Raw genomic sequence first — 18212 nt, forward strand, 5'->3', positions numbered from 1 at the left:
CGCCACAGGTTGCTGTTTTACCCTTAGAAATCCACCGTTGCCGACAACTCGAACGTACGCGGCGCGCCCAACCCAAGGCTCGACGTCAACGGCATGCCCCAGTACGCCTTGTCGGTGACGTTGGTCACCGTGCCACGCAAGGTCACCGGCCGCCCGGCGACCTGCATCGCATACCGCGAGCCCAGGTCGAAAATCGTGTAGCCGGGGATCGACTGCGCGTTGTCATCGCTGATGTATTGCTGGGAAACCGCCGTCGCGTTGGCCGTCAAGGTCAGGCCGGACACCACCGGCGTGTCCCATTCCACCCCGAGCTTGCCTTGCAGCTTGGGCAAACCGGTGGCCGTCTTGCCTTCATCATCGCCCCCCGGCGACTTGGTGATCTTCGGATCCACATGGGCCACGCCGCCCATCAGGCGCACATCGTCGATGGGCGAGCCGAAGAAGCCCCACTCGATACCACGGTTGCGCTGCTCACCACCAAAGGAAAACACATTGGTCACCGGATCGGTCGAGCTGCCCGGGCGTTCGATCTGATACAGGCTGAGGGTGTGGGTGAACGTGCCCAGGTCGAGCTTGAGGCCGATCTCCTTCTGCTTGGATTTATACGGGGCAAACACATCGCCGTAGTTGGCCGCTGTCATCGGCGCCATCGCGCCTTTGCTCAGGCCCTCGATGTAGTTGGCGTACACCGAAACCTGCTCCGTGAGCTTGACCACCACGGCTGCGGCGGGCGTTGTCGCGCTTTCGTCATAGCCGGGCTTGTTACGGGCGCCGGTGGTGGTATTGAAAGTGTCCGTGACCACGTTCTGGCGGCGTACGCCAAGCGTCAACTGCACCTTGTCGTCCAGGACCGACAAGGTATCCGCCACGCCGTAGCTGGTCAGCGTCGATTCGGTGTGTGCCACCGGCGCAAAGCTGCGCGGCGCCTCGGGGCCCCAGGTCGGGTGATAGATATTGGTCAGCCAATCCGCACCGGGGACCCAACGCCGGCCGTAGTCCTTTTGCTTGTCGGCATACCGCGTGGCGTTGACCACCCACTGGTGCCCGACCGGCCCGGTCTGCCACTTACCCTTGAGCCCCGCCTCGCCCGAGGTTTTCTCGATGTCCATCTTCAGCTGGCCCATGCTGGTCTTCAAATCCCCGGCGTTGTTGATCACCTGGGCCGACATCGCGCCGCTGTAGCGGTAGTGGGTTTCGCTGGCACCGAACGCCGCGTAGGCCAGCAGGTGCTCGGTCAGGTCAAACTCGCCGCGCACGATCGCGCCCTGGTCCTTGGTATCGACAAACGCCCAGTCCGGGTTGAGCAAGGTGTCGGACTTCGGCGGCTTGGGCACGGCCACATTCGCCGCCAGGCTGATCCCACGGTTTTGCCCGCGCACACGGTCTTCGCTGTTGTACAGGTCGGCCGACAGCCGCGCACGCTCGCCGCGCCAATCCAGGCCCAACGAATTCAACTGGGCTTTCTGCTGTTGATGTTCGGTCGCAGTGTCGCCATCGCGGTACATGCCGTTGAAGCGCACGCCAAATTGCTGCTCATCGCCAAAGCGCCGGCCTGCGTCGAGGTGGCCGCCGAACTGCGCGTCGGACAGGTAGGTGGTGGTGAAGCGCGTCAGCGGCTGCGCACCGGCACGCTTGGGCACCAGGTTGACCATGCCACCCACCGAACCGCCCGGCGGCATGCCGTTGAGCAGCGCCGACGGGCCCTTCAACACTTCGATGCGCTCGTACATTTCCGGCGAGATGCGGTAGTACGGCGCCACGCCAAACAGGCCGTCGATGGTCACGTCGCTGATGCTGGTGGCAAAACCACGGATCGAATAGTTCTCGCTGTAGGTGCCCTTCAGGCCATTGCTGAATACCGCAGGGTCGGTGGCGGCGATCACATCGGTGACGGTCTGGGCCTGGCGATCGGCGATGTATTTTTCCGTGTAGCTGATGGTGCTGAACGGCGTTTCCATAAAGTCCTTGTTGCCCAGCAGGCCGAGGCGGCTGCCGTATGCCACCTGGTCACCGGCGTAGGTCAGCGGCAGCTCTGTGGCCGGCGCTTCACCCTCGACGCGAATGGCGGGCAAGGTGGACACGCGGTTTTCTTCGGCTTGCGCCAGTTCTTCGGCGAATGCGGGGGCGCTGCTGATCGCCAGCCCGAGCAAGGCCATGGAGGCAAAACCCGGACGAGCGGGCACAGGGGTACGTGTACGGTGAGTCATGGAAGGCTCCGTAAGGTGGGATGTTTTTTTAGTGTTGGCAGTGTGAAGCGGGGTTAACGCCTGGAATCAGGGTTGATAGCCCTGGATCACGTCGGCGATCACTTGCTTGATCGAGCTCGGGCTGGCCGCCATGACGTACCAGGCATCGGCATCGACAAACACCACGCGCCCGGTTTTCCAGGCCTTGGTCTGGCGCAACAACGGGTTGCCCAGGGTGTGCGCGTTGAGCAACGGGCGGTGCTCCATCACGGCCGTGCGGTCGACCACGTAGAGAATGTCCGGGTTGGCCTGCTGGATGAATTCACTGGAAATCGGCTGGCCATGCAAGCCGGCCTCGGCGGTCGGGCTCGCCGGTTTCACCCCCAGCTCGGTGAACACAAAGCCGTAGCGCGACTGCACGCCAAACGAGCTGAACGCGCCGTTGTTATGCAGCACCACCAAGGCGCGCTCGGGGCGCTCGGCGGTGATGCGTTTCGCTTCTACGACCTTGGCGTCGAGGGCGGCGACCTGTTGTTGCGCCAGGGTGGACTTGTCGAAAAGTTGCCCGAGGGTCAGCAGGTGCTGCTTGATCACCTCGATATGGCGCTTCTGGCTGTCGCGGTAATCCACGTCGAAATGCACGGTGGGCGCGATCTCGCTGAGTTCGCCGTAGTGCGGGGCCTGCAACGAAGTGATCAGGATCAGGTCCGGCTTGGCTGCGTGCACCCGCTCCAGGTTCGGCTGGACGATGGCGCCGGTGTCCACCACCGCCGCGTCGTCCTTGTAGCGTTGCAGGAACGGCGGCACGAAATCCTTGGGCATGCCGGCCACCGGTACGCCCAGTTGGTCGAGGAAGTCCACTTCGTTCATGTCCAGGGCGACTACGCGTTGTACGGGCGGCTGAACCCGTGTGGTGCCCAACGCGTGCGTCACGCTGATCGGTGCGGCGGCCGAAGCCGGGCCGGCGCCGAGGGCGACCAGTAACAGGGCTGATGCCCAAGCGGTGTGTTTGCGCTTCATGGGAGTTCTCATGCGGGGTTGAAGTAGTTGCACAGGCGGCCACGGGCGCCGTGGGTGATCTCGAAGTCGAGGTCGTACAGTTCGCCCAGGCGGGTTTCGTTGACCACCTCGGCCACACTGCCGGCGCAATGCACGGCGCCGGCTTTCATGGCGAGGATGTGGTCGGAGTAATGGGCGGCGAAGTTGATGTCGTGCACCACCAGGATCACCGTGCGGCCCTGCTCGTCACACAGGCGGCGCAGCGCACGCATGATATGCACGGCGTGCTTGATATCGAGGTTGTTCAGCGGCTCGTCGAGCAGCAGGCAGTCGGTTTGCTGGGCGATGGTCATGGCGAGGAACGCCATTTGCCGCTGGCCGCCGCTGAGCTCGTCGAGGTAGGCCTGGCGCAGGGGTTGCAGCGCGAGAAAGCTCAGGGCGTCATCGATCACGCGGTGGTCTTCGCCGGTCAGCGCGCCACGGCTGTAAGGGAAGCGCCCGAAGGCCACCAGTTCCTCGACGGTCAGGCGCAGGTTGAAATCCGGCGCCTGGCGCAAGGTGGCCACGCGCTTGGCGTAGTCGCGCAGCGGGATGTCGTTGACCGCGCGGCCATCCAGGCGGATGTCGCCGCCGTTCGGCGCCATCAGCCGCGCGATCATCATCAGCAACGTGGTCTTGCCGGCGCCATTGGGGCCGATCAGCGAGGTCAGGCGCCCAGCGGCAAAGCGCGCGTTGACACCGGCCAGCACGGTCTTGCTGCCGTAGGTTTTGTGGAGGTTGTGCACAGTAATCATCGGGTGCCTCGGGTGCGCAGCATCAGCGCCAGGAAATACGTGCCGCACAGCAGGTTCACAAGAATGCTGACGGTGGTCTTGTAGTTGAAGACGTGCTCGACCAGCAGTTGCGCCGCAATGAACATCGCGATGGCAATCGCGCTGCCCATGGGCAAGGTGACGCGGTGGCGGAACGTGCGCGCCAGCGCATAGGTGGTGTTGGCCACGAACACGCCCATGAACGCCGTGGGCCCCAGCAGGCCGGTGGAAATCGCGACCAACGCCGCCACCAATGCCAGTTGCCGGCGCACCACGCTTGGGTAATCCACCCCCAGCGACACGGCTTGGTCGCGGCCGAGGGCGAGCACGTCGAGGGTCGGCAAGGTGCGGGCAAAACCCAGGCACAGCATGGCCACCAACAGCCCCGAGAGCAGTAATTGCTGCGGCTGCACGCGGTTGAACGACGCCTGGCTGAAGCCTTGCAGAATCGAAAACTCGCCGGGGCTGATCTTCAACTGCACGAACTGCGTGACGGTGCCGATCACCAGGCTCAACACCAGCCCCAGCAGCAACAGGAAATACACGTTGCTGTGGCCCTCGCGCAGCAACCAGCGTTGCAGCGCCCAGGAATAGCCGAGCATCAGCAGCACCGACAGCACAAAGTTGCCCTGGCTGCCCAGCACCACCAGGCTGGCGGTGCCCAGTACCAGCACCAACAACGCCTGGAACAACAGGTACACCGCTTCGTAGCCCATGATCGCCGGCGTGAGGATGCGGTTGCCGGTGAGGGTCTGGAAGATGATGGACGACCACGCCACGCACACGCCGCCAATACACATCGCCGCCAACCGCACGAGGCGCTTGGGGATCACGTAATCGAAATCCAGCCCCGAACGGAACAGCACAAAGCCCAACGCCAGGGCGAGCACCAAGGCCCACAGCCGCTTCATCGCTGCCTCCAGACGATCAATGCCAGGAACAAGCCGCCGCCGACGATGCCCGCCGTCAGGCCAATCGGCACTTCGAACGGGAAGATCAGCAGGCGCCCGAGAATGTCGCAGGCCAGCAGCAATGCGGCACCGCCGAGGGCGACGATGGGCAGCGTGCGGCTGAGGTTTTCGCCGTAGTACAAGGCCACCAGGTTGGGAATCACCAGGCCGACAAAGGGGATCGAACCGATGGTAATCACCGTCGCCGCCACGGTCACGGCCACCAGCAACAGGCCCAGCGCCGCCGTGGCCGCGTAGTTCAGGCCCAGGCTGCTGGCCATGCCCTCGCCCATGCCCATCACGGTGAAGCGCTGCGCATACAGGTAAGCCAGCGCGACGCTGGGCAGGATCAGGTAAATGATCTCGTAGTTGCCCTGCACCACCTTGGAAAAATCCCCCAGCAACCAGCCCTGCATGCTTTGCAGGATGTTGTGGCGGTAGGCATAGAACTCGGCGATGGCGCTGAGCACGCCGCCGTACATCAAGCCGATCACCGGCACCAGCAAGGTGTGGTGAAAACGCAGGCGCCGGATGATCGCCAGGAACACCAGGCTCGCGGCGAAGCAACACAGCAGCGCAAACAGCATGCGCACGCCGGCGCTGGCGGCCGGCGCCACGCCCAGCGACACGAGGATGCCGAGCTTGGCCGCGTCCAGGCCGCCGGTGGTGCCCGGCTCGACGAACTTGTTGCGCAGGATGTGCTGCAAGATCACCCCGCACACCGCCAAGCCGACGCCGGTCAACACCAGCGCGGCCAGGCGCGGCAGGCGGCTGGCCGTCAGCGTCAGCCAGCCATCGCTGTCGAGTGCCAACAGGTCGATTTCGCGGGCACCGACCAGCAGCGACACGCCGCACAGCACCAGCAACACGCCACAGCCCACTAGACGCATCATGCAATCCGCCAACCACGGGCCGCCTGGCGCTGGGCGAGGAACTGCGCGTAACGGCCACCGCTGGCCGCCAAGGTCGCAGGCGTACCCTGCTCGACGATCTCGCCGTCATCCAGCACCACAATCTGGTCGGCCATGGCCACCGTCGATAGCTGATGCGCGATCACAATCAAGGTGCAGCGCCCGCGCAACCTGGCCAGCGCCTCGGCGATGGCGGCCTGGTTGTAGGTATCGAGGGCGGCGGTGGCTTCGTCCACCAGCAGGATCGGCGCGTCCTTGAGCAACGCACGGGCAATGGCGATACGTTGGCGCTCGCCCCCCGACAACCGCGCCCCGCCCTCGCCCACCGGCGTGTGCAGGCCCTGGGGCAAACGCGCAATGATCTCGGCCACGCCGGCTTGCTGCGCCACAGCGGCAATCTCGGCCAGGCTGGCGTCCGGTTTACCGAGGCGGATGTTGTCGGCAATGCTGCCCTGGAACAGGTAGGTGTCCTGGAAAATCTGGCTGATCTGCGCGGCCAGCGCCGCATCGGACATCTCGCGCACATCCACACCACCGATCAACACCTGGCCCCGGCTTGCATCGAAGAAGCGCGCCAGCAGCCGCACCAGCGTGGTCTTGCCCGAGCCCGACGCGCCGATCAGCGCGGTCATGCTGCCCGATTCGATGCGCAGGCTCACGCCGCGCAGCACCTGGGGTTCGCCAGAGGCATAACGAAAGCTGACGCTGCGCAATTCCACCGAACTGTCCGTTGGCATTTTCGGTTGTGCGGCGACCGGCAATGGCTGCTCGGCTAGGATGCTGTGCACCGCATCGAGCTGGGCGTTGGCGCTGCGCAGGATCTCGCCATAACTGGCCACTTCCAGCAGCGGGTCGATGTAACGACACACCAGCACCAGCGCCACGCAGGCGGCGCCGGCTTCGTGGGCGTCCAGCGCGTCGCACCACAGCGCGACGGCCACCAGCAAGGCGCAGAAGATCCCTTGCACGGCCCAGGCATTGAGTACCGCCGACAACGACGAGCGATAGATCAAACGCTGGCCGGACTGGCGTTGCCTGTCGATGGCCTGGTCCAGCAAACGCGTGGCGCCGCCGCTGCCATTGAATGCGCGCAACACCGACTGGGCCTGGGCGAACTCGACCATGCGCTGGCTGGTCTGGGCGAAGTGGTGCTGATAAGTGCTATCGGCACTGCGGCCCAAACGCGCGGTGAACACCATCACGCCCACCAACAACGGCAGCGCCAGCAACGCCAACACACCCAAGGGCCAATGCAACACAAACAGCGTGGCAATCAGCACCAAAGGCGTCACCGCGCCGCTGATCACCGGGGTGAACACATGCGCCGGCAACTGCGCCACCGCCATCATGCCTTGGGTGATCAAATGACCGAGCCGCGCACTGTTTTGCGCGCTGAACCAACCCACCGGCAGGCGCGCCACGTGATCGCCGAGGCGTTGCCGCGCGCCTTGCAGCACCGCCACGCCGACAGCTACACCGGCCTTGTCGAGTGCGCGGCGCCACAGCGCACAGGCCGTTACGCCGACCAACAGCGCAATCAGCCAACGCCCGGCCGCCAGTGCATCACCGGCCAACAGGTGGCTGATCAGCGGCACCAGCGTGATCAGGGTCAGCCCGCTGAGCAGGCCGTAGAACACCGCCATCGCGGCATAACGGCGCAGCGTGGGCGCGTCTTCACCGAGCAGGCGCACAAAAGTCTTCAGCATGGTTGCACCGCCTGTGATTCGCTGCGGGCGTAATCGCCCAGTTGCCATAACCGCGCGTAGAGCCCGCCGTGGGCCAGCAGGTCGGCGTGGCGGCCCTGCTCGTGCAGGGTGCCGTCGTGGATCACGAGGATCTGGTCGGCGTGCATCACCGTGTCGAGCCGATGAGCAATGACCAGCAGCGTGCGGCCCTGGGCGAAGCGCGACAGGGCTTGCTGGATCGCCACTTCGTTGTCGGCATCGGCGGCGGCGGTGGCCTCGTCGAGCACCAGCACCGGCGGGTCCAGCAGCACCGCGCGGGCAATGCTGAGGCGCTGTTGTTCGCCGCCGGAGAGCTGGGCGTCTTCGCCGATCACCGAGTCATAACCACGTGGTAGCAGCAGGATGCGGTCGTGGATGTTCGCCGTGCGCGCGGCGTGTTCAATGTCCAGTTGAGTCGCGGACGGTCGGCCGAGGGCGATGTTGTCGCGCACACTGGCGTTGATCAGGCGCACCTCTTGCAGCACAAAACCGATGCGCTGGTACAACAGCGGCGTGTCGATATGGCGCAGGTCCGCGCCGCCCAAAGTGATGCGCCCACTACTGGGGTCGAAAAACCGCAGCAGCAAGCGCGCCAGCGTTGACTTGCCGGCGCCGGACAAGCCGACGATGGCCGTGGTGGTGCCCGGTTGCAGGGTGAAATTGATATCGCTGAGCACCGCGTGGTCGCGTTCATAGGCATAGCCGACCTGCTCAAAACAGATCGTGTTGCCGCTGGGCAACTGCACGGCCGATTGCGTCAGCGTCGGTGTGTCCAGCAACCCCTGCACGCGCTGCGCGGCGCCAGTGGCGTTGTGCAAATCGTGGGTAATGTAGTGCAACAGCAGCAACGGTGCGCTCAGGCCCGGCGCCACCAAGACGAAGGGCAGCACGTCCACGGGCGCGATCCAGCCCAGGCCAACAAACAGCGTACCGGCCGCCAACATCACACCAAGCACGGTGACCGGCGCGATCATCGCATTGGCATTCGCCATCGATGCCACCAGCGGGCGGGTGAAGTCGATAAAGGTCGTGGCAAAGGTGTCGATGGCGCTGCGATAAGCCCCGTGCGCCTTGCCGCTGGCGCCGAACGCCTTGACCACCGGGATGCCGTTGACGAACTCCACCACCGCGTTGTCGATGCGCGCCATCCCGCTGACAAATTCCTGCATACTCGCGCCGCTGGCGCGCATGGCCCGCGAGAAAAACAGGAAATACCCGGCAAACGGCAGCAGTGCCACCAGCGCCAGGCGCCAGTCCATGACAAACAGGTAGACCGCCGACACCAACACCGCCCCGCCCGCGCGGCCAGCGGTGGTGTAGAAGTGCGCGGTGAGGCTGTGCAGCGTATTGATATCGTCCTGCATCGCCCGTTTCACTTCACCCGAGGCCCGGCTGCTGAACCAACCCAGCGGCACACGGCTCAAGCGCTGGGTGATCGCGCGGCGCAAATGATGGGTCAGGCGATTGTCGGCCAGGTGGGCGAGCAACTCCGCGGTAAAAATCAACGCCATCCCCGCGAAAAGGCTGACAGCGCTAAGGCCAACAACCCACCACACTTCGCTCGACAGCTGACCACCAGCGCCGAGTACACGTGCGGCGATATGGGCGATGGCCGCCAGCGGCACCAGCGTCAGCATCGCGCCGACAGCGGCAAGCCCTGCGGCTATACACAGACGCCCACGGATGGGCGTCAGAATCCGACTAAGCGTGCCTGCGACTTGAGGGGTGGCCGGAGCCGCTTCAGGAGAGTCCATTGACAGAAAAAGTCCGTTTGAGAATCAGAATCATATTTAGTTGCATGACTATAAACTAATTTGCGCAAAGCCGACAAGACAGCTACAACCTTGTGTTCAGCAATTAAGGAATACCCATGGAACCCGCAAAAAAACCCGCCACCCGCGGCCGCCCGCCGAGCATCACCCGCGAACGCATCGTCGACGCCGGCATCGAGATGGGCCTGCCCAACATCACCTTCGTCGGCCTCGCGGCGGCGCTGGGCGTCAGCCATATGGCGCTGTACAAACACGTGGCCAACCTCGAAGCGCTCAAGGCCATGGTTGCCGAAGAAATCTTCACCCGCTGGCAGATCCCCCAGGACTGCGGCGATGCCGATGGCGGGTTGAAGGACTACCTGATCGTGTTTGCCACCTCGGTCCGCGAATTCGTCAAAACCCACCCGGGGCTGACCCCCTACGTGATCCGCCGCGCGGCCGCGACCGCGCCGATGCTGGCCAAGATTGACGGGCACCAGACGTTGATTGCGCAGGGGTTTGGGGTGAGCAAGGAACAGGCGCGGTGGTTGCTGGCGACGGTGGCGTTTCACTGCATGGCGGTGGCGGATACGGTGTATACGGTGACGCAGCGTGAACCGGTGGTGGAAACGGCGCGGGCTACGGAGGAAGCGGAGATGGAGGTGGAGTTGGCGCGGGGGATGGAGGCGTTGGTGGTGGGGGCGTTGGTGATGGTGGAAGGGGTTGCCTGAGCGTTGGCAAGGCCTGCTTTGGGCAGGCTGTCTCAATGTGGACTTAAGCGGTTTCTGAAGACATCCAGTGCAAAAAACTACGCAGCTGAGTCGTAAATTCTTTCGGCTTGGCGTCCGGGCGCTTTGCCTGGGACAAGAAAAAGCAGATCTGCATACGCATACACGGGAAATGCTGGATAAACAGTTCGACATGTTCATCCAGTGTTTGCGGCCACATCAAGTCCTGTTCGGAACGAAGTACTTGCGTTGACCGGATGAGTTTGCGCGACGCTTCGCGTTGCAAACGCAACGATTGCGTCGGTGTCGCCGACTGATCGATTTGGTCGGCATACCGGGTCAGTACGGATTCAAAGTCACCATTTACCGCAATGGCGATATTACGCGATGGCTTGAACCGGTCGAAGCGTTTGCTCAGATCATTGCCCCATAGGCAACGACAGTGATGCTTGAGCCAATATCCCCAGCTCAATCGATTGTCAGCGGCCAATACTTCAGCACGACTTCCGATATCGAAATCTATCTTGGTGACTTCGGGATGCAGACTTTCCAGCGTGCGCCGTTTCGACTCCAGTATTTCCAGATCTTGCGGTTCGGGAGGGCTTTGCAGGACGAGGGTCAGGTCCAGATCGGAAACGGCAGGCACGGCGTCGCCTCTTGCTACGCTGCCATACAGGTAAATGCTGTCCAGCGGAGGGTTCGACTGAGTGAGTGTCATGCAGACGTCCACCAGCAAAGCCTGAAACTGTGGCTGCGTTTCGATGTTGGGTAAGGTGAGGATGTAACCGTCGGCGTCGATGCCAGTTGGGTGGAGTCGGTCCATGGAGCCGTCCGTTGGGTGTGTTCAGGGAGGGACTTTAACAAGGCCAGTGGTGTGATCGCATTCGTGGACGGCCGTGTTCGGCCAATACCGGCATTTATGAGGGGCAGATTGTTTTTCAAAAATAAATCTGTCCCTTTTTTGGTTGGCGTGGACGGCTCCATGAAGGGTATTAAATTGCCATCACGCCATCCAAAAATACAGGAGTGCCAATTGCGACATAGTTAACGATCAGTAGGAATTAAAATCAGGCTCTCACGTCGAAATCCCGGCTCGCGGCGTTTAATGAGTATGAGCATGTTCGATTTCTGAGACCCCCTCTCTCCAATCTACACAAGCCTCATTGAAGAATGGCGGCGCATCGACTTAGTATCTCGCTATTCTTTATGAAAACCAGTTTAAGTTTTTTTCTAGCGCGAGTGATGTTTTGGAAAAGCATCTTAGTGGCATGATAGTACGTCCGACCCTTGTAATAAAGTTCGCCATTCTCATCATAAGAAAAATATTGGTCAATTGGTATTGCGACCCCTTCAAACTCCTGACCAATAACTTGATGAGAAGTACTGCCTGTTTGATTGAAGTATTTTTTATGATGCTCTGCATTGTATATCGATGGCGTGAATCTGATAACCTCCCACCCTTGACACTCTAGCGAGGAAAGATATGATTTAGCATCATCAACATTGTCAAAATAAGAAAGCTCAACATTTCCCTTATTAGATAAAGAATGATTTCTAGTATTATTGAACAAAGCCTTAATGAAATCCGCAATTTCTCTGTTTGTTCTTATTTTTTCCGAAAGACTGTAATTGGCGTGAGAAATTTTTTTGATCTCGGCGCCAATATCGGTTCTTTCTTCTCTCCTGGAAAGTGTTTGAGCATTGTCATATGAAAAAATACAAACATTGCCAGCGCTCTTTATCTTGGTGACAATTAATTCAAACTGTTCCTTTTTGATCCGCTGCGCCTCGTCGATAATGATTATGTCGTAAGCGCCTAGCTTACCGCTACGATAGTTTCTTATCTCAACAAGGTCCCAGCCCTTCGCCTTTAACTTCAAATGGCCCTCATTGAAATAGCCGCAATGGATGATTGCGATTTTATATTCGGCATTTTGAAGTTCCTTGGCGATATCATAGACCAAAAGCGTTTTCCCAGTGCCAGCGCTACCTGTGACCGACACAAAATGAGCCTTAGCGAACCCTTCAATCGACTTAACAATCTGTCTTTTGTGCTCCTCTTGCTGGTGAGTCAAGAAGTACTCGTCATTTAAAAATTTTTCGGTGGAATTGAAGGGGGATACCAAGTAGTTTGAGGGATCAAACAGTGCGTCGACCGCATCGATTTTATTAAGGGGCTGTCGCACCAATAAAGATTTAAGCGTACTGATCCTTGCGGGAATCAAATCAGAGCTTTCATCTAACTCATAAAGTTCATTCTTGTCGGCTATATAGGTGTAAGTGCGTACGTTTTTTCCTGTAAACTTAAGGTAGTATCTGTTTCGCACAAGCTGATTTTTAGCTTTTTCTTTCGTACATGAGCTTTTAAGCTCAATATTTATTATGGCCTTGTCAGAAAATCTTAGCAGATCGAACTCTTTGCCTATTTGCGGTATTTTATAACCCACGTAAAAGTTATCAAAAACCTTCATTTCGCCTGGGGAGCAATCAAGTTCATAAACTAATTTAGAAAGGTCTTCAAGTTCTCCTTTCCTTAGAGCTATACCATGAAACCGCATGAATTCATCGAAGGTTTTTGCGCCTAAGGTCTCGCTAGACTGGATGAGAGAGACAAGATTGATATGCCGCATTTAGGTGATCCTTTTATTAGTATACGTCCTTGATAAATAGATACATATAAGCTTCTACTCACGGCATTCTGCCACAACTGCTCTACAGTATCAGCCAGATTTCTCATCGCCGAATAAAACTGTAAGAGGTTCTTTGGCGCGTGGAAATCCTGATGATAGACCGAAGAGGGGAAAGATTTATTTTTTCGGAAATAAATCTGTCCATTTTTACTTTTTCTATGGGGTCAGCGTCGATAAAGAGTGGCTGATTCCGCGTGATTCGGAGATCAACGCTTTAGGGCTTCACATTCGTTATGCAAGTTGCTGTCTTGGATGTTGCCGCAGCTTTGACCGTTCATTTGCGCCGAGCAACTGGCCCGAAGGTCGTTGACCTGGATATTGCCGCAGCTTTGACCATGGGTTTTGGCTTCGTAATAAGCGCGTTGATCGCTGTCACTGATGTTGCCGCAACCAGCATGGGCGTAGGTACTCAACATCAATAACATCGCAATGATGGCTCTCATCACTCTCTCCCTAGGGTGTCAGGAAATAGCCTGACGCTGACTGATCCAAGATGATCTTGTTGCTGCAATGAGCCATCAAATTGGCATCATTTTTTGAGAAAGTTCCATGGGGGGATGTGGCTTTCGGGCGTACAATTTTTATTTTTCGCCGTCACGTGAACCATCCCTGACTTCGTAGGCATGCGGAGTGACCGATTGGCTGTCTGTTGCCGTTCGCGACCGGCGGTTTTCGACCCAGAGTGTGAAAAAAAGTACGTCGAGATGCATCACATCCAGCTAGCAATCTGGGCCAACCGCCGAAACGCTCTGACGAACATAATAATTGTCGAACTCACTGCTTTCGACGAACTGGAAGCCATGGCGGATATAAAAGCGATTCGAAGCGCTTTCTTTGAGAGCACCCACTTTAATAGAGAGCGCAGCTGCATCCGCCATTTTGAAAATCTGAGTGAGAACAGCAGACCCTACACCTGATCCTTGCGCGTTCGGTCTCACATACAAGTGGTCGAGCAAGAGTTCATTGGGGTGATGCTTGACCACGACAAAACCAACCCTCTCTCCAGATACCTCGATGTAGTGTGTGTTGCGGGCTTCAAAACCGCTAAGAAACCGCTCGAGCGCGCGCACCGGATCAAATCGCCCAACACGCTCCAGACTTTCGCGCATGGCCTCAATTCGAATAGCTACAAGATTGTCCAAGTCGCCTTGTTGAGCCAGGACCAAAATGACTGGAGAATTTTGATTGGGTGCGGTGGGCATATTTTGTGCTCTATTTACCATCCTGGAAGGCCAGTATAGAGAGCCTGATAGGTTCAAGGCAGTCAACAACCGCGACCGCAATTTCACCAGTTCAAAGCTGAAGCGGTGGATGGAGGAAATTGAATCAAAAAAAGGACAGATTTATTTCTGAAAAATAAATCTGTCCCTCATAAACGCATAGACGATGCTCCAGCCTGTGTCACCCCTTGGTAAGATCAACCAACGGCGTCTGCCGCACCTCAGTCTCCCGCCCATCCTGAATCTCGCTAACCTGCTTCAAGGCTCTATCCACAGCCGCCTTATCCGGCAACAAGCTATAGATGATGCGGAACTGCTTGTGTTCCTTGGGCCCAATTGTCGGTACTAGATTCAGTGGCCGCTGATAACGGCGGTTGTAGGAAAAGCTTGTCCCGGGCTCCAGCCCTGTGACATAGCCCTGGCCTTCGGTGTCGGTGTTTTTCCACAGGGAAAACACGGGCAGTGTTTGGGTATTGAAGCCGACCGCAACGCCCAGGCTACCGGCCTTGTTATGCAACACGGTCAACGTATCGCCTTTGGCATCGGCATACGGCACCACGTTGTACACCGTTTCGTCGTAGTCCCTGGTCGGTGCGCGGTAGGTTTGCCAGTCGGGCAGATCGTCCTTGGCCTTGTCGTTGAACGGCGACACCTGTTTCACCGGCGCGGCGAAACGAGCGCCCTGCTCCAGGAACGGGGTGCTGAAGTTGCTGTGATACAGCGCCTGGTATTCCTTCGGATAGTCGCCGTTGTTGGTCAGGGTGTCGTTGAGGGCGAACACGACACTGCCGGGTTCGGTCACCAGTTCGGTCGCGACCGAGAAGTCGACCTTCTTGAACGCCTGCTCTTTCAGCTCGCCGCGCAGGGTAATGGCGTACGGTGGTTTTTCATCGATATGCAGCGTGACTTTATTCGCAGGAATGTTGGCGGCACGACCGTGCAGGGTCAGCAGTTCGCCGTTGTCGACGCCGGGGTGGCCGACCCATTCGTATCCGCAGCGGGTGACCAGCTCATTGAAACCTTCCAACCAGCCCAGGCCACCGCGGCCACTGAGTTCGATAAAGGACGGATTGACCACTTCCTTGACCGGCGAATCCCAGCCCATGCGTACATTGCCAACCGAGGCCTGCAGGACGTTCATTCCGCGAGTCGGCACTACCGAGAGTTTCATCGTGCCGTTATCGATGTCGACGATACTGACGCCCTCCTGCCGACCGCCGTGCAAGGTGCGCAAGGTAACGCTGAAGGGTTTGTCGGTTTTTATTCCGAGTTGTTGACTGGTGATCTGCCAGCTCTGGGCCGCTTTGTCAGTGTCGAGCAGAACGTAATCCCAGGCCATGGCGTGGGAGGCGGCGGACAGTGCGCTGATGGCAACAAAAAGTTTGAGCGGGGTCATGGCGGCAGCCTTTCTTGGAGTTGTGCCATTTTTATAAACGCGATGAACCGTTTCAGCAAGCTAAAAGATTGACACGGTGATGTCGCTGATAGCCCATTTCTGCATGCTGTGACCGGCTAAAATCGACCCTAGGATGCTCTTCGCGAAAGGCGGCAATCGGCCAAAAGCTGCCGCTACCTGAGCGTTCCAACGCCCGAAATGAGCCCCCCCGTAACCGCAAAACAAAGCCTGTCAACATGCCTCTCAACGCGTCGCACATTGACCTATCCGAAGAAAATCTTTAAGCGCCGCCTGATAAAGCGTCAATGGCTGATTGTCCGTATTGAATAGTGCAAACGGAATCATCGTGAGATGTGAAAACGACGTGGAGTTTATCGAGTAGGTTTTCTGCCTGCAAAAGCGCTGATCCTTATTCAATATAAAATCGAACTTGAAAAGGTTTGTCCGCGTACACCAACTGGGGATCAAACCCAGACTCAGGCCCGTCAAGTAATCTTGTCCGCAAGCGCCACCAGATGAGAACTCCGAGATCTTTATTTCTAATGCCGGCAGGGTCGGAGCGGCGAGGCTGGAGCCCGTATCCTGTGCATCGGAAATGACTTTGAGTGTCGCTGCGTATGCGTCCTTGCCGAAGCGACTGTCTTTCCATGGGGAGTTTATTGCGTAACTGAAGCTGGAGATGATTTCTCGTGTTTCGGGTTCAGCGGGTTCGTTGATTGTCGGCTGGGACGAATAAGATGTGCAGCCGGAACAGAGTATCGCAATGCTGACAAACACAAATCCGTTGGCTATTAAGCGACGCATACTCAATTTTCCCTAACTATCAATTAGCCGACATTCCTGTCACTTAATGCCGTATAGCATCTTATCTACACGCCGGATTGCTGAATCAGCATAACAGGGCAGACTGTATGCGCGACACATCGGGAGAGAGAAAAGGCCACCGCCATGCGTTCTTTGCCCCAATCCGATGCGAACGATTGGGCAAGTGCAATGCAAATGGGCGGTCAGATGGAGTGCAATTACCCACCCTAGAGGCCAACAATGTGGTGTAGGGCCAATTTGGAAATGCAGCATCAGAGCACATATCCAGCCCCCGTCCAAAACTGGTGCAACCGGTGTTACGCGTGTAACGCCCTTCACCAAACGCCGGGTTTCATTGGCTTTTATGCCTGTTACACAGTTGGACGACATAGCGTACCCCCGATGTAACGCTGCCCCTGCGTGTAACGCTAAAGTCAGCATCCTCCAGGGTCCCCACCATCGAACCCAAGCCAAGAGCATGACCCACCCGCTTCGTTGAAGGAGCAATACCACAAGGGCTAAGGGGCTACCCCAATAAAACCGTGCTACCAGTGTTACGCGTGTTACATGGCGAAGAGTTGTTACATCAATTAATGCCTTGGCAGGAGCTGACTGTGATGATTGCGGCGGGTACCATCGACCTAGGGGCTGCGTTTAAAAGGGCCGCTACCGGCCAAAAGCAGTTCCTCAATTCAGGGGCGTTTTCGTCCGAAAAAACACCATTCAGAAATGTCTGAAAGAGGACGCGCAGGCACCTACCTCAAGGACGATGCAGCCCTGTCGCATCCCGCCAGTACAAGGTTTGTTCGAACTGAAAGCTAATAAGAAAGAAGGCCGAACACGAGTGAAATATGGACTGAGCGATTTTATCCAAATCTTCCATAGCCGACTCCCCCTCTGGTTCGGGCCCTTTAATTCTGATGGTGCAACGCACCGCGACAGGGAAGGCGATACCCATTGTATTCTCAGCATAAATCGTAGGGTCATCGAGTACGTCATTGGTACTCAATTTAAGTCCCGAGTTAAATTCAGCGGATAGCCCATTTCCTGCGACCTCTATTTCCCAAGCACCAGCATTCGCAAGTGCTTTGCTCAGCGTCGAAATTGTGAGCGTACTATCAGCTTCCAAGCACAGATCAAGACTCATGAATCCTCCCTTTTCCTTGGCTGCACACTTGCACCAAAATTTTTGAATGCGATCTTCTCGACAGTGTATTTGGCTAGCGGTTTGAATGTCTGCTTTGGCCGAAAGCAGTCATCACTACCCTGTTCAACATCGCCTTTCGTAGCGAGTTGGAAACTGATGCCGTCTTCGCACAATTGCTGGCCATTCCGCTACGCGATGGTTGTGATCTGCTGGATGGTATCGGTCAACGCTTGTGTGCCGGGGTTGCGGGTGCGGAAGCAGCGCCTGTACCCACTGCGATCTAGCCTTAGCCAGTCAACGCGCATTCGGGTCGCTGCACTTGTAACGCGCGTCTTGATATATGCGTTGCTGATCCACCGCCATCGCGGGCAAGCCCGCTCCCACAGTTGGATCGCGGTGTATCAGATACTCAAGAAAACGCTGTCTCTATAAATGCCTCTAGCGCTTTGTCTTCGAGGATTTCGATAGAGAAGTGCCCGAAGCGCTTAGGCAACCAAATAATGCGTCCCCCCGACGGCGATTGCAGGTTGGCCCGAGCCAATGGCTTTCCGTTTTCGTCTTCTGGCTGAACACCGGCGGCCATCAGTTCGTCGTAGGCCTTTTCGATATCCGGCGTCGAATAACAGTGACGATAAATCATCCCTTCTCCTGCGGAGTCCAACAGCTCCTTCAGGTTTCCCGCCAATGGCTGGACCAACATGAAACGCTCTTGACCGATCAGCGCAATCGCGTAGCGCACGTGCAGGCCACCTCGTTCCCAGACGAGGGTTTTGGAGATCCTGGCATTCAGGATCTGCGCGTAGTAGGCACAGGCTTCTTCGAGATTGTTCACCAGTACATCTACGTGACTGAACTTCAGATCCATTGCCGCCCTCCTGTTGAATGACGTGCGTG

Annotated in this window: 16 protein-coding genes and 2 pseudogenes; 3 read left to right on the top strand and 15 right to left on the bottom strand. The window is 58.0% G+C overall.

The features are described from left to right. Positions 1 to 23 precede the first annotated feature (23 nt). The 7 genes from PSH87_RS14495 to PSH87_RS14525 form a co-directional block, all read right to left on the bottom strand. Positions 24 to 2207, bottom strand: a complete 2184-nt coding sequence (locus tag PSH87_RS14495; RefSeq protein ID WP_305429924.1) for a TonB-dependent siderophore receptor — start codon at positions 2205 to 2207, stop codon at positions 24 to 26. A gap of 66 nt (positions 2208 to 2273) precedes the next feature. Continuing rightward, positions 2274 to 3206 (bottom strand): siderophore ABC transporter substrate-binding protein, encoded by a 933-nt coding sequence (locus PSH87_RS14500; RefSeq protein WP_017737657.1) that lies wholly within the window; start codon positions 3204 to 3206, stop codon positions 2274 to 2276. A gap of 8 nt (positions 3207 to 3214) precedes the next feature. Continuing rightward, positions 3215 to 3979: an ABC transporter ATP-binding protein gene (locus tag PSH87_RS14505; protein ID WP_257782101.1), complete on the bottom strand. Its 765-nt coding sequence runs from the start codon at positions 3977 to 3979 to the stop codon at positions 3215 to 3217. Continuing rightward, positions 3976 to 4908, bottom strand: coding sequence for an iron chelate uptake ABC transporter family permease subunit (locus tag PSH87_RS14510; protein ID WP_305429927.1), 933 nt, complete (start codon positions 4906 to 4908; stop codon positions 3976 to 3978). The genes PSH87_RS14505 and PSH87_RS14510 overlap by 4 nt, the downstream gene beginning before the upstream one ends. Then, on the bottom strand, positions 4905 to 5837 hold the full coding sequence (locus PSH87_RS14515; protein ID WP_305434315.1) for an ABC transporter permease: 933 nt from the start codon (positions 5835 to 5837) through the stop codon (positions 4905 to 4907). The genes PSH87_RS14510 and PSH87_RS14515 overlap by 4 nt, the downstream gene beginning before the upstream one ends. Then, a complete protein-coding gene (locus PSH87_RS14520) occupies positions 5837 to 7564 on the bottom strand; it encodes an ABC transporter ATP-binding protein (RefSeq protein WP_305429928.1) in 1728 nt (575 codons plus the stop codon). Before PSH87_RS14520 ends, PSH87_RS14515 begins: the two co-directional genes overlap by 1 nt. Beyond that, positions 7558 to 9336, bottom strand: coding sequence for an ABC transporter ATP-binding protein (locus PSH87_RS14525; protein WP_305429929.1), 1779 nt, complete (start codon positions 9334 to 9336; stop codon positions 7558 to 7560). The genes PSH87_RS14520 and PSH87_RS14525 overlap by 7 nt, the downstream gene beginning before the upstream one ends. Before the next feature lie 116 nt (positions 9337 to 9452). On the opposite strand from PSH87_RS14525, the gene PSH87_RS14530 reads away from it, so the two are divergent. Then, on the top strand, positions 9453 to 10064 hold the full coding sequence (locus tag PSH87_RS14530) for a TetR/AcrR family transcriptional regulator (protein WP_305429930.1): 612 nt from the start codon (positions 9453 to 9455) through the stop codon (positions 10062 to 10064). 43 nt (positions 10065 to 10107) lie between these two features. On the opposite strand, the gene PSH87_RS14535 is transcribed toward PSH87_RS14530, so the two are convergent. The 4 genes from PSH87_RS14535 to PSH87_RS14550 form a co-directional block, all read right to left on the bottom strand. Then, on the bottom strand, positions 10108 to 10884 hold the full coding sequence (locus tag PSH87_RS14535; protein ID WP_305429931.1) for a nucleotidyltransferase domain-containing protein: 777 nt from the start codon (positions 10882 to 10884) through the stop codon (positions 10108 to 10110). A 337-nt stretch (positions 10885 to 11221) separates the two neighbouring features. Then, positions 11222 to 12691 carry a DNA/RNA helicase domain-containing protein gene (locus tag PSH87_RS14540; protein WP_305429932.1) on the bottom strand — a complete coding sequence of 490 codons (1470 nt, stop codon included), beginning with the start codon at positions 12689 to 12691 and terminating at the stop codon, positions 11222 to 11224. Between the two features lie 266 nt (positions 12692 to 12957). After that, a complete protein-coding gene (locus tag PSH87_RS14545; protein WP_305429933.1) occupies positions 12958 to 13194 on the bottom strand; it encodes a hypothetical protein in 237 nt (78 codons plus the stop codon). A 276-nt stretch (positions 13195 to 13470) separates the two neighbouring features. Continuing rightward, positions 13471 to 13953, bottom strand: a complete 483-nt coding sequence (locus tag PSH87_RS14550) for a GNAT family N-acetyltransferase (protein ID WP_305429934.1) — start codon at positions 13951 to 13953, stop codon at positions 13471 to 13473. Positions 13954 to 14002: 49 nt separating this feature from the next. Between PSH87_RS14550 and PSH87_RS14555 the strand changes: the two are divergent. Further along, positions 14003 to 14080, top strand: a pseudogene (locus PSH87_RS14555) (hypothetical protein); the annotation flags it as partial. A gap of 72 nt (positions 14081 to 14152) precedes the next feature. Here the strand turns inward: PSH87_RS14555 and PSH87_RS14560 are convergent. The 3 genes from PSH87_RS14560 to PSH87_RS14570 form a co-directional block, all read right to left on the bottom strand. Further along, a complete protein-coding gene (locus PSH87_RS14560; RefSeq protein WP_305429935.1) occupies positions 14153 to 15367 on the bottom strand; it encodes an aldose 1-epimerase family protein in 1215 nt (404 codons plus the stop codon). Positions 15368 to 15610: 243 nt separating this feature from the next. Beyond that, complete coding sequence (locus tag PSH87_RS14565; protein ID WP_305429936.1) at positions 15611 to 16171, bottom strand: hypothetical protein; 561 nt, start codon at positions 16169 to 16171, stop codon at positions 15611 to 15613. Between the two features lie 760 nt (positions 16172 to 16931). Then, entirely contained in the window at positions 16932 to 17318 is a 387-nt protein-coding gene (locus PSH87_RS14570; RefSeq protein ID WP_017737668.1) for a hypothetical protein, read from the bottom strand. A gap of 101 nt (positions 17319 to 17419) precedes the next feature. Here PSH87_RS14570 and PSH87_RS28855 point away from each other — a divergent pair. Further along, positions 17420 to 17602, top strand: a pseudogene (locus PSH87_RS28855) (hypothetical protein); the annotation flags it as partial. A 125-nt stretch (positions 17603 to 17727) separates the two neighbouring features. Here PSH87_RS28855 and PSH87_RS14575 read toward each other — a convergent pair. After that, positions 17728 to 18183: a VOC family protein gene (locus tag PSH87_RS14575; RefSeq protein WP_305429937.1), complete on the bottom strand. Its 456-nt coding sequence runs from the start codon at positions 18181 to 18183 to the stop codon at positions 17728 to 17730. Between the last annotated feature and the right edge of the window lie 29 nt (positions 18184 to 18212).

The organism is Pseudomonas sp. FP453, from assembly GCF_030687495.1.
Taxonomy (GTDB): domain Bacteria; phylum Pseudomonadota; class Gammaproteobacteria; order Pseudomonadales; family Pseudomonadaceae; genus Aquipseudomonas.